Raw genomic sequence first — 12,595 nt, 5'->3', positions numbered from 1 at the left:
GTCGCTCGCCGATTGCTTTGAGGTCGTGTCGCACTTAGAGGCTCCGAAGTGCGACGCAAAGCGCGACACGCCTAGCTTGCGTCGCACTTTCGCTAACCCATTGAGGGGAAAAGGCAAAACACGAAAAACCACACATGAGGTCTATTCCTTCGAAGTGCGACACGCGTTCGCGGTTGACATGACCACAAACGCGGGTAATATCTGCCTCATAGACACCGCCAACGGAAAGCGCGAAACGTGACGGCACCACAGACACCAAAAAAAACCAGTCTCAACGACTGGCACCCGGCCGAGGTCGGAGCGAAGTTGCGCATGAAGGGACTCTCCCTGCGCCAACTCAGCATCCTCAACGGCTACGACAATCCGAACAGCCTGGCTAAGGCATTGCACCGGCCTTATCCGCTGGCCGAAGCAATCATTGCCGAGGCACTGGGGATCAGCGCCACGGAGATCTGGCCGAGCAGGTATGGCACGGACGGCAAGCCGAACCGCAAACGCGGTCAGAAGGCTCTTCTTCCTGTTGGCGCAAAGCCTAGCAGGCTGCGCGCGGCTCGCAATCCACAAAGTGGAGCAGCGTAATGAACAACGCCCCCCTTTGCCCGGTCACCCCGGCGCGGCTTGACCAATTGATGGCGGTGATCTTCTTCGCCGGTCGCTCGGCGCGCAGCCCTGAGTACCGGGCAGGTTGCCGTGCGGCAGTCAGCAAGCGCCTGGGCGGCCCGGCCACCCCGAACCTGCACGCCGCCGGCACCGCTTCGGCCGATGCGTGGTGGGCGGGCTGGGATGAGGGCATGGCGCAGGCGTCCGACTTCACAAGCCAGGCCCAGGCAGATGGGTGGGGATCAGCCGGTCAGTGCCCCGCGTCCGACAGCGCGAAAACACCGGCAGTTCGAGAGCAGGTCCGCCACGTTGTGGCAACCGGTGGCATGCCGGTGAGCACCTCCGCCTGTGCGATCGAGCGCGCGGCCGTCGGTGGGGGTATCGGGCGATGAATAGGACAACACGTCGTCGCGCCGATGCCCTCACCAGCGACATGTTCGCAATGCCGCGTCCGGCCGCCCAAATTCCGGGAAGCATGGATTTTCGCCAGCCCATCAGCCTGCTGGTAGGCGACATGCTCAAAGACGCGCATGCCGCCGGCATCGACCGGTTTGAAATTGCCGCACGCGCCAGCCGTCTGGCCGGCCGCGATGTATCCAAGGCGATGCTCGACGGCTACACCGCCGAGAGCCGCGAAGAATTCAACGTGCCGTTGTGGCTGGCCCCGGTGTTGGAAGTCGTCTGCAGCAGCACCCGTCTGGCCGAGTGGCATGGTGGTGTAGTCGGTGGGCAGCTGCTGCTGGGCGCCGCCACACTGGATGCCGAGATTGGGCGGCTGGAGCGTGAGAAGCAGCGCGCCAACGAGCAGATCCGTGCCCTCAAGGAAATGAGTCGGAGGGTGCGTTGATGGAAGGCAGCACACCCAGCGCCGATCACTTGGACCTCGGCTTAATTGCACTTGCCCTGGGCATCACCAAGCGCTCAGCAGAGCGCCGCGCCGCCAAAGAGAACTGGCCCTTCGCCACCAAAACCGGTCGTGGCGGTGTTCGTCGCATGTATGCGTCGGCCAGTCTGCCGAAAGACGTACAGGCCGCATTGTTCCTGCGCTCCGGGGTTATAAGCCCATCCAGCGCCGCAGTGGAGCGTGTGCGCGAGCGTCGGCCGACAGCCGTCGCCAGCGCTGCGCATATCCAGTCGGCCTGGCAGCGCTATGAGGCAGTGCCTCAGCATCTGAAGACTGAAGCAGCGCGCCGGCTGCGCGCCCTGCAGGCGGTCGAACAGCTGGTAGCCGATGGCCATCCGGTACTGGACGCGCGCGCCCTTGTCGCAGTGCAGCTGCAGCGCGAGAACGTGCGCGGCGCCAGCGAAGCGAGCCTGGCGCGCTGGGCGGCGCAGATTGCGGGTGTCGAAAAGCAACACCGCCTCGCGATGCTGGTGCCGGCCTATACCGGTCGCACCGTCACTGCGGAGATCCCAGTAGAGGCGTGGGATCTGTTCAAAGCCGACTACCTCCGCGTCGAAGCGCCCACCGCCAGCAGCTGCTACGACCGTGTGGCGCGCATCGCCAAGGTCAAGCAATGGGCGCTGCCATCTTTGAAGACGTTCCAGCGCCGCATAAAGGCCGAGCTGCCGCGCGGCGTGCTGGTCCTCTCTCGCCAGGGCCAGGAAGCATTCAACCGCACCTTCCCCGCGCAGGAGCGCGATCGTAGTGTCTTCCATGCGCTGGAAGCAGTGAACGCCGACGGCCACAAGTTCGACGTGTTCGCAAAGTGGCCAGACGGCACCATCGCGCGCCCGATCATGGTGGGCGTGCAAGACCTCTACAGCGGCAAACTGCTGGGCTACCGGATTGCCGAGACTGAATCGGCCGACCTGGCCCGCTTCGCTTTCCGCGACGTGGTCGAGCGTTACGGCATCCCGGAGAAGGTCTGGCTGGACAACGGTCGCGGCTTCGCCTCGAAGATGCTGACCGGCGGCACCGCCAACCGCTTCCGGTTCAAAGTGCGGGAAGACGACCCGACCGGCGTCCTTACCGCGATGGGCTGCGAGATTCACTGGGCCACCCCGTACCACGGCCAGGCCAAGCCGATCGAACGCGCATGGCGCGATCTGTGCGATCGCATCGCCAAACACCCGGCTTTCGCTGGCGCATACACCGGCAACAAGCCCGATGCCAAGCCGGAGAACTACGGCAGCAAGGCCGTGCCGCTCGATGAGTTCGTGCGCGTGCTGAACGAAGAGGTCGCCGTGCACAACGCTCGAGAAGGGCGGCGCACTCGGGTAGCGGCAGGAGGCAGCTTCGATCAGGCCTTCGCTGCCAGCTATGCCCAATGCGCGATCCGCAAGGCTTCGGGCGAGCAGCTGCGCCAGATGCTGCTGGCCACCGACGTGGTCACCAGCGACAGCCGCGACGGCAGCGTGCGTTTGTCTGGCAACCGCTATTGGTCCGAAGCGATCGCGCCCCACGCCGGTCAAAAGCTGATGCTGCGGTTTGATCCTGAGCAGCTGCACGCCGAGGTCCAGGTGTACACGCTGGCAAACGTCTACCTGGGCGAAGCGGAGTGCATCGCGGCGGTGGGCTTCGCCGATACGGCTGCTGCACGTGAGCATGCGCGCGCCAAGAAACAATTCCGCCGCGCTACCAAGCAGCAGCTGGACGCCGAGCGTCGGATGGATGTCGCCAGCGTCGCGGCGCAGTTGCCATCGCCGATGCCCGAAGAGCTGCCGCCAGCTGGCGTCATTGCGCCCCTGTTTGGACGCCGCAAGCCGGCCCCTCTTCCCCAAGAAGAGGGGCTGCAACGCACCGGTACCGACGACCACGACAGCGCATTTGCGTCGCTGATGGAGCGCATGGCCGCCCAACAGCAGGCCAACTCGCTGTGGCGGGTGCCAGGAGATGACCAATGAGCGTCTCCGCAGCCACGCAACCTGGTGGTCGCCTCGCGCAGCGGCGTGCGTGGCTGAGCGACTACCTCCAAACCAGCTGCCCAGAGCGCTACCGGTCGAATGTGCGCATTCAGACCGGCGTCGACCAACGCAGCAATCCACGCGCCGGCAAGGCTGGCAGCGCACTGCTCAAACGCCAGCAGATGCGCGCCGACCTCGCCCGCCAGCCCCTTCGTTCCCGTCCCTATTTGCTGCCCAAGGAAATGCGCCAGATGAGCGTTACAAGTCTTCCTACCGCCACCACCGAGCTGTCGCCAGAGCAACTTGCCGACCTGCGAGAGCGTGTCCGCATCGTCGCCCAGGACGATCCCACCTACACCCAGGCGCGCATCGGACGCGAGGCAGACATCAGCAGCGCCACGCTCTCTCAGTTCCTCGGAGGCACCTATGCCGGCAACGTCCAGAACGTCGCCCGCAAGCTCTTGAACTGGACAAAGGCGCTAGATGAGCGCACGAGCGCCGGTCGCCTGCCGGAAGGTCCGGAATGGGTGCCAACGCCGACCAGTGAGAAGATCCTGGCAGGGCTGCGGTACGCCCAGATGGCGGGTGACGTGGTGCTGATTGTCGGTGGCGCAGGCCTTGGAAAATCCAAGACTATCCAGCGTTACACCAAGACCGCTCCGAACGTTTGGCACGTCGAACTGACACCGGCCACCGGCAGCGTGATGAGCTGTTTGCAGGAGATCGCTATCGCGCTTGGACTGCGCGACCTCACCAACTCGGCCGCGTTCCTGCAACGCGCCATCTTCCAGCGCGTCCGCGACACCAACGGCTTGCTGGTGCTGGACGAAGCTCAGCACCTGAGCGTGCCCGCGCTGGACCAGGTGCGGGCCATCAACGACCAGACAGGCGTTGGCTTGGTGCTATGTGGTAACGAGCGCGTCTATACGCAGATGAGTGGTGGCAACCGCGCGCCGTTCCTGGACCGTCTCTATAGCCGCATTGGCAAGAAGATCGTGCTCAAGAAGGCGACGGTGGCAGACGCCGACGCCATCATCTCTGCATGGGGTATCGATGACAGTCCCTGCAGGGATGCGATCCGGCAGATCGCCGCCACGCCTGGCGCGCTGCGCGTGCTCAACAAAGTGCTGCGCCTGGCTGCAACCTACGCCAAGGCACAGGCGCGCTCGATCGGTTGCAACGAGATCCGCCACGCCGCAGCCGAGCTGGGAGTGATGGTCTGATGGAGCGCACAAGCATCCCGGTCATCACCGCCGACCTGATCACGGCCACTGCGCTGATCGGCAGCTTGCGCACCACCGGCCTGCGCGAGCGCTGCCAGGTCGTGCAGTCGATCGTTGCCACCGGCAAGGCCGTGGACGAACTCACCGTGGGTGAGTTGGTCGCGCTCTCCAAACAGGTGCACGCACATGGACAGTGATCCGCGCCAGGCGAGGCAGCCAGTGGGGTCGGGATTCGGCACGCCGCCCACTGGTGCGATGACGATCCCGGCGTGCACGCAGCGCCAGCGCGACCTGGTGCGCTTCTACTTCAAGAATCGCGGGTTGCCCACCGTCTACCTCACCGACGAGCACCAAGGGCTGTTCAATCGCGCTGGCATCGCCTGGAGGTATGGCGCGCTACTGGACCAAACGTTGCGCGCGGTGAGCCACGCCGCCGCACAACGCCTCATCAAAGTGGTCAAGGAATCAGTGTGATGCACGCTTTAAATGCTGTTTGTACCCGCTTCAATGACCAATTAAAGGCCGCGATGGCGGCGATCCATCACCTCTCCGATCAGGGATGCGTGCCGCGCGAGATCCGTCTGAGCGATCGCCGGCCGGTGATCGTGATCGACAGGCCCGGCACCTTCATCCAGGGCGCCATGCGCCGCCGCGAGCGCGTCGGCGTCGTTGTGCGCTCTGTCATGGCCGCGCCGTTCCACGGCTGCCAAGTGGAGTGGGAAGTCAGCGAGCAGCGCAGCGCGCAGGTGCATCAGGCATGAGCGCTCCCTTCCAACCACTGGGCTGTGGCCTGCACGGTGTGCAGACCCGCCTACCCGAACACGATGAGAAGGAACAGCACGTGGCCAGCGCACGCTTAGACGCCACCAGCCGCATCGTCGCGGCTCTCCACGCCGCAGGCGGGATGCTCACCGCCGCACAGCTTCGCGAGGAACTGAGCGATCTGGAGTCCGGCGTGCGGTACATGGCGGTCAACCACCTGAAAAATACTGGCGTGATTGAGAGCCAGGGCAAGGCCAGCAACATCATCTATTCGCTTGTGCGGTCAAGTCCGCTAGATGCCGCCGAAGCGCCGTCAGAGGTGGCAACCGCTCCCACTCCCGCACCCGAAACCGAAACCGTGCCAAGTGCCGAGCCACCAGCAGCAGAGCATCTCGACAGATTTTTGAGCCACAGATCGAGGCTCCTGGTCGGTTCTGACGGTTGTATCCAGGGGCTGCGCCTTGAAACGCGCCCGCCGTGTGCCATCAACGAACGTCTCGATGCGATCGCCGACGACCTGCAGGACGCGCTGGAAGACGCATGCGAGGCGCGGCTGCCCCACGCACTCATCGCCGCCCTGGTGGCCAGCAGCGGCGCGCTGCGGCGCGCCCGCAAGACCCTAACCGCGTGAGCCACTCCCGCCGGCCGGCGGCAACCGGCTTGGCCTGACCGACATCAAGGACCAACAAAGATGACTCCAATCCCCGAAGGGTTCCGACAGGACGCACAAGGCCGCCTGGTCCCGGAAGCACTTATCAAACCGATCGATCTTGCCCGCGATGAGCTGGTGCAGGAGATCATCCAGAAGGCCAAGGCCGTCAGCCGCACCATCGCCGAATTCAAGGCCGGCACCTTTGGCGACATCGAAGCGTTCGTGCAACTGAGCGCCGAGCAGTACCGGGTGCGCCTGGGCGGCAAGAAAGGCAACGTGCAGCTGCTGTCCTTCGATGGGCGCTATAAGGTGTTGCGTGCCAATCAGGAAAATATCGCCTTCGACGAACGCCTGCAGGCCGCCAAGGATCTGATCGACCAGTGCCTGACTGAGTGGACTGAAGGCGCTCGCAGCGAGCTGCGTGCCCTCATCAATGATGCCTTCCGGGTCGACCAGGCTGGCAACATCCGCACCGGCCAGGTGCTCTCGCTGCGTCGCCTGGCGATTGACGATCCCCGCTGGCAAGAGGCCATGTTGGCCATTGCTGAGGCAGTGCAGGTGGTGGGCTCCAAGAGCTACGTGCGCGTGTACGAGCGCGACGCGCAGGGCGAGTACCGTCCCATCGCTCTCGACATCGCGGGGGCCTGACCATGATCATGCTCGTGCACATCGGTGGTGATATGGCGGTGGTCAATCCTGCTGCAACGCTGGGCGCATTTGGGATTGCCGACGACTGCGTGCGCAGTGAGATCGAGCTCTACGCGCGGCAGCAGTACGCCGAAGGCATGCTGTTCTTCGACACCAGTCGGGCGGTCAGCGATGGTGCAGATGGCTTACGCGACCTGGCTATCGTGAAGCGCGCCCTGGACTACATCGCTGCACGCGGCGACATGTGGCAGTGGCGGCTCAAGAGACACATCAACAACCCCGCGCTAGTCCGCTTCGAAGAAAAAGGCGCGGAGGTGTTGCATGGCGATTACTGATAACAACACTGCCAACGAGGTCAACACCTTGCTCAACTGGCTGTTCCCTTCCGCTGGTCGTCGTCATGCGGTCCCGCGCGAAGCCGCCATGAAAGCGGCGGAGCAATTGGCGAACAAAGCCCATCGGCAGCTGGTGGACGGCGTCCATGGCGCAAAGATTCGCGACGCCGTGCCGATCGATGAGTGGCGCTTTGATCCCATCGACAACGGAGGTCGCTGACGATGAGCCTGGCGCTGTCCACACGCAAGACCCAGCTGGCCAAGATCCACCTGGCGGCCAAGCAGAAAGGCCTGGATGAGGCGACCTATCGCGCGCTACTGGTACGCGTCACCGGCAAAGACTCGGCGGCCAAGATGACCGCCGAGGAGCGCGCCCTTGTGATTGCCGAGTTCGTGCGGCTGGGATTCAAGGATGTGCAGCGCGCTGGGCGTAAACGTACCTGGCCGGGCCAACCGAAGAACCTAGACGAGGTGCCGATGCTGCGCAAGGTCCAGGCCCTGCTGGCAGAAGCCAAGCGTCCCTGGGCGTACGCTCACAACACTGCCAAGCAGATGTACGGAATAGACCGTGTGGAATTTCTCAACCAAGACCAGTTGCACCGGCTAGTAGCAGCGCTGCAAGTCGACGCGAATCGCCGTGTTAAAGCTGCCTCAAATCCTCGGTGATACTCGCATGGAAGCTCTCAATTTCACGCACCATCGGCTCAATGTCGAACTGGATATGACCATAGGGATGGCTTTTGAGCATGTCTATAACGCGGCTTGTGACTCGTCTGATATCCACCAAAGAAGCCGATGCATGAAAATGGAATATCGCGGGTACAGCGCCCGCAGCTTGGTAGACAGGCTTAAGTTCCTCGAACTGCCAAATTACAACAGCCGTTACAGAATCCAGCCCCCGAAACGAGGCCTCCATGTTCTCCGCAGCCGTCTCGATACTAGCGTTCTCTGCTCCGTCAAAAGCCAGTGTTCTAACGCGCCCGTGATCCCGAAGCATTCGATTCAATGCCTCGGTCACTATGCCGACTGCATTGCTCGCCATCTCACTAATGGCTTGATCTCGCTTTCGGTCCTGCTGTTCAACACGCTTTCTTTCGTCACGAACCAATTCAACATTTTGCCGATGTTGCCAGTTAGCAATCAGGATCGCGCCAATGATGGCAAGAATCGATCCAACTGCCTGCACAACAGCCGACCAGGCCTGCCAGGTTGCTGCCATCTCCGTGGTCATGCGGGCAATCCTTCAGATGTAGTGGAGACAGGATTCTAATGCGTGCGACCTGCCCAGAGTGCGGCACCCAGGCACATGTCACTGCCTTCTTCGTGGAAGAAGATGGCAAGCGCCTGGCCATGACCGTGGCCGCCATGCCGCCCGACCTGGGCCGGGCCACGCTGGCCTATCTGGGGTTGTTCAAGCCTGCCAAGACCAGCCTGCGGATCGGCCGCGCCGCCAAGATCGCTGCCGAGGTCGCCGAGCTGGTGGCCCCCGGCACGGTCTGTAAGGACGAGCGTGCGGGCGTGCGTCGCCCGGCAAGCGCCGGCATGTGGGCAGCAGCGATGGAGCAAATGGTCACCCAGCGCGCTGCGCTGTCGCTGCCGCTGGAATCGCACGGCTACCTGCGTGCGGTGGTCTTCGGGTTGGCCGATAAAGCCGATGCCGCGAGCGAGCGTCAGCGTGAGGCTGATGCGCGCGTAGGAAAACACCTCAGCGGTGGGTCGGCAAACCTCCCACCCCCGGTGGAGTCAAAGCTGCAGAATGCGATCGCCTTTATCGACCGGCAGATGGAGCTGGGCGCGATCACGCCCGAAGAAGCAGAGGTGCAGGTCGCGGATGCACGCGCCAAGTACGGTGCCTTGGCATGAGCGACCAGGGCGATCTGTGGGGTACGCCCACCGGCTTGGCGGCGCTCGCGCTGATCGAGCGCGGTACTGTGGACGTGCCCGAAGATCGCTGGGCGCCGATGCTCGCTTCGATGGTCGCCGTGCTGGAGTCGACCTATCGCCGGCTGGGCCTTGGCGACGCGCAAGCGGCAAAGCTCGCCACGGCGGGGGTGCTGGCCCAGGCAGAGTACGCGGGCGGCCGAATGCTCTACCTGCCGCGCGGTGACCGGCTACGCAAGGCGCTGCGTGATGCCGAGATCTACCACCGCGCCCGGCGCGGTAATATCCGCCAGCTTGCTGATGAGTACGGACTGACCGACATCCACATCTATCGGATCTGCCGTGAGCAAAAGGAACTGCATCTGTCTAAGGTGCAGGGAAGCTTCAAATTTGGACAGGAAAAATGACAATGAAGTTGAATGGCGTATGGGCTATGTACGGGCTGGCGGTGTTGGTGGCAGCTGGTGTGCTGCTCGCATTCAAGGCCACCGATCTTCTCAAGATGCGTGAGGCAAAGATCGCTGCAGCGGAGCATCTGCTCGATCCGGAATCTGCGAAGTTTCGCAAGGTTCGTCTGCAGGGGATGAGTGTCTGCGGCGAAATAAATGGCAAGAATGCTTACGGGGCATATGTGGGATACAAGCGTTTCTATTACAGCAAGCCTCTTGCGGTGATCGACCCAGGTGAAGACCAAAATGCGATGAGTCGAATACTGTGGAGCGATTACGGTAGAAGATGCTCTGACGCGTGAAAGACAACCCCGCCACCAAGCGGGGTTTTTTTTGCACTAGCCCAGGCTAATCCCGGCACATCCCCCCGCGCGCGCAAGGTGTGCATACCGGGGGAACGTGGCGCGCACCGCGCCACCAGCACATATCGCACCCCGCACCCGCCGGCGTAGGTCCCAGGACCTGCGCCGGCATCACACCAGGAGTGCGTATGCCGCCCAACAACCCGTTTCTTCGTGCCGTCTCTTCTATCAGCTCGCTGCTGGACCGGATCGGCTTCATCTGGCTGTGGCTGGTCGTCAGCCTGTTCCTGCTGCTCATCGTTGCGCTGATCAATCCGATCCTGCTGGCCAGCTACATCTGGGCGGCAAGCAAGATCACGATGGCCGCCACCATCGGCTTTGGGGTCGACCTCACGGTGTTCCGAGGCGCGGACCCGCGCCATCTGGAAGGCATCGAGAAGTCGATGGCGCAGACGCGCCGCGTCACGCTGCTGGGCTGCGCGATGCTCGCCGCAGGGCTGATCGGATGAACCGCTGGAAGGCATTCTGGTCGCGCCACCTGGTCGATTGGCGCGAGGCCACTGCGGTCCTATTGCTTGGGCTGTCCTCACTGGTGTCGCTCGCTGCGCTCATCGTTATCAGCCCGGCCAGCGCAGCCGCCGTACAGGCTGCCAAGCCGCAGGTGCGGGTCGCGCCTGCCTCGGCCCTGTACCGCCACCGTGTCGAGCAGGCGGTGGCACGGGCGTGGGGCGTGGAAGGCTCCAGTGCCCGTCTGGCAGCGCAGTTGCATCAAGAGTCCGGCTTCCGTCCCGACGCAAAATCGCCGGTCGGTGCCCAGGGCATTGCGCAGTTCATGCCGAAGACGGCGCGCTGGATCGCAACTGTCTACCCGAAGGACCTGGACAGTTTCGACCCCTGGAACGCGCAGCAGGCCATTCTGGCCGCTGCGCTCTACGACCGCTGGCTGCTCGATCGCGTCATGGCTTATGGCCCGCGCCCACTGTCCGACTGTTCGCGCTGGGCCTTCACCTTCCGCGCCTACAACGGTGGGGAGACGATGCTCAATCGTGAGCGCAGCGCCGCCTTCAAAGCCGGCGCGAACGCCAATGACTGGCGCGTGGTCGAGCCATACCGCGTGCGGGCTACCTGGGCGCATAAAGAAAACATCAACTACCCGCGCCGGATCTTGCTCACGCTGGAACCTGCGTATCTGGCGGCCGGTTGGCCGGGAGGTGCGGCGTGCACCTAGAGCTCGAAGCACTCAAGCGCGCCAGCACGCGCAGCACGGTCACGGGACTACTGCCCGTCATCGGATGGGCACTTGTCCTGCTGCTCGTGGCGGCGCTGCTCGCCGGCATCTGGGCCGGCAATCGTTGGGCCGAGGGCAGGCAGGCAGTGCAAGACCGCACCGAGCTGCGCACCTACATCAAAGAGCTGCAGATCGAGGTCAAGCATCTGCGGCAAACCAGCGCGGACAGCGCAGTTAGTTACCGCCAGGCCATCGCGCGCCTGGACGCCATCGCTACCCTGAGAGAAGAAGACCGTGAAACCAACCGACTGCAGGCCGACGCCGTGCGTGCCAGCCTGGATGCGCTTCTGCGGGCACGTCCTGATCTGCGCGATGGTCGCGCTGGTGCTGACGTCCTGCGGCATTGGCGCGAAAGCAACACGCGCCCCTCCACCAAACCCGCCGCCGCCAACGATTCCAAGCAACCTGCGCCAGCAGTGCCCGGATCTGCCGCAGCCTCCCAACGACCTGTGGGCAACGTTGCTGGGCAATCACGACCAGGTCGCGGCGCAGTACCACGACTGCCAGAGCAGCATGCACCGGCTGACGCAGGCCGTAAGCGAGTGGGAAACCACCGCATGGGCCTGGTACTGCAAGGCACTGGAGCAAGCGGACTTGAACGCAAAGGAGTGTCGCGGTGAAACGCAAGCCCGGAGCAACGGAGGCCGAGTTGATCCGCCTGCGAAATGATTACGAGGCACGCGCTCGCTTGTGCCATGAACAGGCCAAGAAGTTGACCGGCGATCGTGCAGCGGCGCTGCGTGGCCAAGCGCGTGCCTATGAAGGATGCGCGCTCGACATCAACGATTTGGCCCTAGGCCGGGAGCACCCCTGTGCAAGACGCGGCTGACAAAGCGAACGAAGACGAAGCGCGCGCCTGGGAGCTGTTCGATGCAGACCGGCGCGATCGCGAGGAGCGGCACGCACTGGAGCGCGCGCGCGTCTTCAATCGTGTAGTGCAGATGCACTGCCTGGAATGCGGGGATGAGGTTCCACAAGCGCGCCAGCTGGCGCTGCCTTACACGCGCCGCTGCTTCCGCTGTGCTGACCAGGTAGAACGCCGATGAGCGGTTTCGTGATTCCACTGCTCGTGGGCGTGCTGGTGCTGGCGGCGGGCAACTTGCTGCTGGGCATGGTGATGGTCTGGCGGCATTCGGGCCTGGCCGAGCGCGTTGCCAGGCTGGAGATCTACCAGCAGGCCAACCTCACACACGCCGAAACCCGGCAGATCTACGAGCGCCTGTCCTCGATCGAGGGTCAGGTGCAAGCCACCGCCCGAGTGATGCAAACGGTCCAAGAACACCTGTTGGAGAACGATTGATGACCCAGAAAACTTTTGCCGAGCGCTTGCGCGAGGACCGGCGCCTGGTGCTGCTGCGGCTGCTGTTTGAGCAAATCGGCTACCGGGCCAACTCCAGCATCCTGCACGCCGGCCTGGACTACTTGGCCGTGGCCAGCAGCCGCGACGATGTGCTGACCGACCTGGCCTGGCTCCGCGATCAGGCGCTGGTGCGGCTGATCGAAACCGTACCGGGCGTGCAGGTTGCCGAGCTGTCAGCGCGTGGCATGGACGTGGCACGCGGGATGGCCATCGTGCCGGGCGTCAGCCGCCCGAGCCCGAAGTAAGCG

General features: G+C 63.7%; 23 protein-coding genes. 22 read left to right on the top strand and 1 reads right to left on the bottom strand.

The window, feature by feature from the left end; all coding sequences use genetic code 11:
* The first annotated feature begins 237 nt into the window (after window positions 1-237).
* Genes EO174_RS02160 through EO174_RS02100 form a run of 13 tightly spaced genes read left to right on the top strand, consistent with a single transcriptional unit; the run spans window position 238 to window position 7,733 of the window.
* Window positions 238-579, top strand: coding sequence for a helix-turn-helix transcriptional regulator (locus EO174_RS02160; protein WP_206515029.1), 342 nt, complete (start codon window positions 238-240; stop codon window positions 577-579).
* Entirely contained in the window at window positions 579-992 is a 414-nt protein-coding gene (locus EO174_RS02155) for a hypothetical protein (protein WP_126941960.1), read from the top strand. Before EO174_RS02160 ends, EO174_RS02155 begins: the two co-directional genes overlap by 1 nt.
* Window positions 989-1,447 (top strand): hypothetical protein, encoded by a 459-nt coding sequence (locus tag EO174_RS02150; RefSeq protein WP_039586634.1) that lies wholly within the window; start codon window positions 989-991, stop codon window positions 1,445-1,447. Before EO174_RS02155 ends, EO174_RS02150 begins: the two co-directional genes overlap by 4 nt.
* A complete protein-coding gene (locus tag EO174_RS02145) occupies window positions 1,447-3,447 on the top strand; it encodes a transposase domain-containing protein (RefSeq protein WP_126941959.1) in 2,001 nt (666 codons plus the stop codon). Before EO174_RS02150 ends, EO174_RS02145 begins: the two co-directional genes overlap by 1 nt.
* Window positions 3,444-4,670 carry an AAA family ATPase gene (locus tag EO174_RS02140; RefSeq protein WP_126941957.1) on the top strand — a complete coding sequence of 409 codons (1,227 nt, stop codon included), beginning with the start codon at window positions 3,444-3,446 and terminating at the stop codon, window positions 4,668-4,670. Before EO174_RS02145 ends, EO174_RS02140 begins: the two co-directional genes overlap by 4 nt.
* Entirely contained in the window at window positions 4,670-4,867 is a 198-nt protein-coding gene (locus tag EO174_RS02135; RefSeq protein ID WP_126941955.1) for a hypothetical protein, read from the top strand. The genes EO174_RS02140 and EO174_RS02135 overlap by 1 nt, the downstream gene beginning before the upstream one ends.
* Window positions 4,857-5,144, top strand: a complete 288-nt coding sequence (locus tag EO174_RS02130; protein ID WP_126941953.1) for a hypothetical protein — start codon at window positions 4,857-4,859, stop codon at window positions 5,142-5,144. The genes EO174_RS02135 and EO174_RS02130 overlap by 11 nt, the downstream gene beginning before the upstream one ends.
* Window positions 5,144-5,431, top strand: coding sequence for a hypothetical protein (locus EO174_RS02125; RefSeq protein ID WP_126941951.1), 288 nt, complete (start codon window positions 5,144-5,146; stop codon window positions 5,429-5,431). The genes EO174_RS02130 and EO174_RS02125 overlap by 1 nt, the downstream gene beginning before the upstream one ends.
* Entirely contained in the window at window positions 5,428-6,063 is a 636-nt protein-coding gene (locus tag EO174_RS02120; RefSeq protein ID WP_126941949.1) for a hypothetical protein, read from the top strand. Before EO174_RS02125 ends, EO174_RS02120 begins: the two co-directional genes overlap by 4 nt.
* Window positions 6,064-6,123: 60 nt before the next feature.
* Window positions 6,124-6,732 carry a DUF3164 family protein gene (locus EO174_RS02115; RefSeq protein WP_126941947.1) on the top strand — a complete coding sequence of 203 codons (609 nt, stop codon included), beginning with the start codon at window positions 6,124-6,126 and terminating at the stop codon, window positions 6,730-6,732.
* Between the two features lie 2 nt (window positions 6,733-6,734).
* Window positions 6,735-7,067: a hypothetical protein gene (locus EO174_RS02110; protein WP_126941945.1), complete on the top strand. Its 333-nt coding sequence runs from the start codon at window positions 6,735-6,737 to the stop codon at window positions 7,065-7,067.
* Entirely contained in the window at window positions 7,054-7,287 is a 234-nt protein-coding gene (locus tag EO174_RS02105) for a hypothetical protein (protein ID WP_126941943.1), read from the top strand. Before EO174_RS02110 ends, EO174_RS02105 begins: the two co-directional genes overlap by 14 nt.
* A gap of 2 nt (window positions 7,288-7,289) precedes the next feature.
* Window positions 7,290-7,733 carry a regulatory protein GemA gene (locus EO174_RS02100; RefSeq protein ID WP_126941941.1) on the top strand — a complete coding sequence of 148 codons (444 nt, stop codon included), beginning with the start codon at window positions 7,290-7,292 and terminating at the stop codon, window positions 7,731-7,733.
* Here the strand turns inward: EO174_RS02100 and EO174_RS02095 are convergent.
* Window positions 7,708-8,298 carry a hypothetical protein gene (locus EO174_RS02095; RefSeq protein ID WP_126941939.1) on the bottom strand — a complete coding sequence of 197 codons (591 nt, stop codon included), beginning with the start codon at window positions 8,296-8,298 and terminating at the stop codon, window positions 7,708-7,710. The genes EO174_RS02100 and EO174_RS02095 overlap by 26 nt on opposite strands.
* Before the next feature lie 38 nt (window positions 8,299-8,336).
* Here EO174_RS02095 and EO174_RS02090 point away from each other — a divergent pair, with 38 nt between their 5' ends.
* The 9 genes from EO174_RS02090 to EO174_RS02045 all read left to right on the top strand — a co-directional run bounded on the left by EO174_RS02090 (window position 8,337) and on the right by EO174_RS02045 (window position 12,592).
* Entirely contained in the window at window positions 8,337-8,930 is a 594-nt protein-coding gene (locus EO174_RS02090) for a hypothetical protein (RefSeq protein WP_126941937.1), read from the top strand.
* On the top strand, window positions 8,927-9,355 hold the full coding sequence (locus EO174_RS02085) for a Mor transcription activator family protein (RefSeq protein ID WP_126941935.1): 429 nt from the start codon (window positions 8,927-8,929) through the stop codon (window positions 9,353-9,355). The genes EO174_RS02090 and EO174_RS02085 overlap by 4 nt, the downstream gene beginning before the upstream one ends.
* Window positions 9,356-9,357: 2 nt before the next feature.
* A complete protein-coding gene (locus tag EO174_RS02080; RefSeq protein ID WP_126941933.1) occupies window positions 9,358-9,699 on the top strand; it encodes a hypothetical protein in 342 nt (113 codons plus the stop codon).
* 188 nt (window positions 9,700-9,887) lie between these two features.
* The gene (locus EO174_RS02075; RefSeq protein WP_126941931.1) at window positions 9,888-10,208 is read left to right on the top strand and encodes a putative holin; all 321 of its coding nucleotides are present in this window, start codon (window positions 9,888-9,890) and stop codon (window positions 10,206-10,208) included.
* A complete protein-coding gene (locus EO174_RS02070) occupies window positions 10,205-10,927 on the top strand; it encodes a transglycosylase SLT domain-containing protein (RefSeq protein ID WP_126941929.1) in 723 nt (240 codons plus the stop codon). The genes EO174_RS02075 and EO174_RS02070 overlap by 4 nt, the downstream gene beginning before the upstream one ends.
* Window positions 10,918-11,607 (top strand): hypothetical protein, encoded by a 690-nt coding sequence (locus EO174_RS02065; RefSeq protein WP_126941927.1) that lies wholly within the window; start codon window positions 10,918-10,920, stop codon window positions 11,605-11,607. Before EO174_RS02070 ends, EO174_RS02065 begins: the two co-directional genes overlap by 10 nt.
* A complete protein-coding gene (locus EO174_RS02060; protein WP_126941925.1) occupies window positions 11,604-11,816 on the top strand; it encodes a hypothetical protein in 213 nt (70 codons plus the stop codon). Before EO174_RS02065 ends, EO174_RS02060 begins: the two co-directional genes overlap by 4 nt.
* 225 nt (window positions 11,817-12,041) lie before the next feature.
* On the top strand, window positions 12,042-12,287 hold the full coding sequence (locus EO174_RS02050; RefSeq protein ID WP_126941921.1) for a hypothetical protein: 246 nt from the start codon (window positions 12,042-12,044) through the stop codon (window positions 12,285-12,287).
* Window positions 12,287-12,592, top strand: a complete 306-nt coding sequence (locus tag EO174_RS02045) for an ArsR family transcriptional regulator (RefSeq protein WP_116903895.1) — start codon at window positions 12,287-12,289, stop codon at window positions 12,590-12,592. Before EO174_RS02050 ends, EO174_RS02045 begins: the two co-directional genes overlap by 1 nt.
* Window positions 12,593-12,595: the final 3 nt, after the last annotated feature.

It is taken from the genome of Xanthomonas sp. BRIP62418, from assembly GCF_003993495.1.
Taxonomy (GTDB): domain Bacteria; phylum Pseudomonadota; class Gammaproteobacteria; order Xanthomonadales; family Xanthomonadaceae; genus Xanthomonas; species Xanthomonas euroxanthea.
Note: the sequence above shows the minus strand (reverse complement) of the source record. Positions and strands in the feature narration are given on the sequence as shown.

What these genes read in the sequence shown, in the direction of transcription:
- EO174_RS02140 (WP_126941957.1), top strand. Translation starts at nt 3,444, where the DNA reads ATGAGCGTCTCCGCAGCCACGCAACCTGGTGGTCGCCTCGCGCAGCGG.
- EO174_RS02110 (WP_126941945.1), top strand. Translation starts at nt 6,735, where the DNA reads ATGATCATGCTCGTGCACATCGGTGGTGATATGGCGGTGGTCAATCCT.
- EO174_RS02135 (WP_126941955.1), top strand. Translation starts at nt 4,670, where the DNA reads ATGGAGCGCACAAGCATCCCGGTCATCACCGCCGACCTGATCACGGCC.
- EO174_RS02080 (WP_126941933.1), top strand. Translation starts at nt 9,358, where the DNA reads ATGAAGTTGAATGGCGTATGGGCTATGTACGGGCTGGCGGTGTTGGTG.
- EO174_RS02085 (WP_126941935.1), top strand. Translation starts at nt 8,927, where the DNA reads ATGAGCGACCAGGGCGATCTGTGGGGTACGCCCACCGGCTTGGCGGCG.
- EO174_RS02145 (WP_126941959.1), top strand. Translation starts at nt 1,447, where the DNA reads ATGGAAGGCAGCACACCCAGCGCCGATCACTTGGACCTCGGCTTAATT.
- EO174_RS02070 (WP_126941929.1), top strand. Translation starts at nt 10,205, where the DNA reads ATGAACCGCTGGAAGGCATTCTGGTCGCGCCACCTGGTCGATTGGCGC.
- EO174_RS02100 (WP_126941941.1), top strand. Translation starts at nt 7,290, where the DNA reads ATGAGCCTGGCGCTGTCCACACGCAAGACCCAGCTGGCCAAGATCCAC.
- EO174_RS02090 (WP_126941937.1), top strand. Translation starts at nt 8,337, where the DNA reads ATGCGTGCGACCTGCCCAGAGTGCGGCACCCAGGCACATGTCACTGCC.
- EO174_RS02155 (WP_126941960.1), top strand. Translation starts at nt 579, where the DNA reads ATGAACAACGCCCCCCTTTGCCCGGTCACCCCGGCGCGGCTTGACCAA.
- EO174_RS02120 (WP_126941949.1), top strand. Translation starts at nt 5,428, where the DNA reads ATGAGCGCTCCCTTCCAACCACTGGGCTGTGGCCTGCACGGTGTGCAG.
- EO174_RS02130 (WP_126941953.1), top strand. Translation starts at nt 4,857, where the DNA reads ATGGACAGTGATCCGCGCCAGGCGAGGCAGCCAGTGGGGTCGGGATTC.
- EO174_RS02075 (WP_126941931.1), top strand. Translation starts at nt 9,888, where the DNA reads ATGCCGCCCAACAACCCGTTTCTTCGTGCCGTCTCTTCTATCAGCTCG.
- EO174_RS02045 (WP_116903895.1), top strand. Translation starts at nt 12,287, where the DNA reads ATGACCCAGAAAACTTTTGCCGAGCGCTTGCGCGAGGACCGGCGCCTG.
- EO174_RS02105 (WP_126941943.1), top strand. Translation starts at nt 7,054, where the DNA reads ATGGCGATTACTGATAACAACACTGCCAACGAGGTCAACACCTTGCTC.
- EO174_RS02150 (WP_039586634.1), top strand. Translation starts at nt 989, where the DNA reads ATGAATAGGACAACACGTCGTCGCGCCGATGCCCTCACCAGCGACATG.
- EO174_RS02095 (WP_126941939.1), bottom strand. Translation starts at nt 8,298, where the DNA reads ATGACCACGGAGATGGCAGCAACCTGGCAGGCCTGGTCGGCTGTTGTG.
- EO174_RS02115 (WP_126941947.1), top strand. Translation starts at nt 6,124, where the DNA reads ATGACTCCAATCCCCGAAGGGTTCCGACAGGACGCACAAGGCCGCCTG.
- EO174_RS02125 (WP_126941951.1), top strand. Translation starts at nt 5,144, where the DNA reads ATGCACGCTTTAAATGCTGTTTGTACCCGCTTCAATGACCAATTAAAG.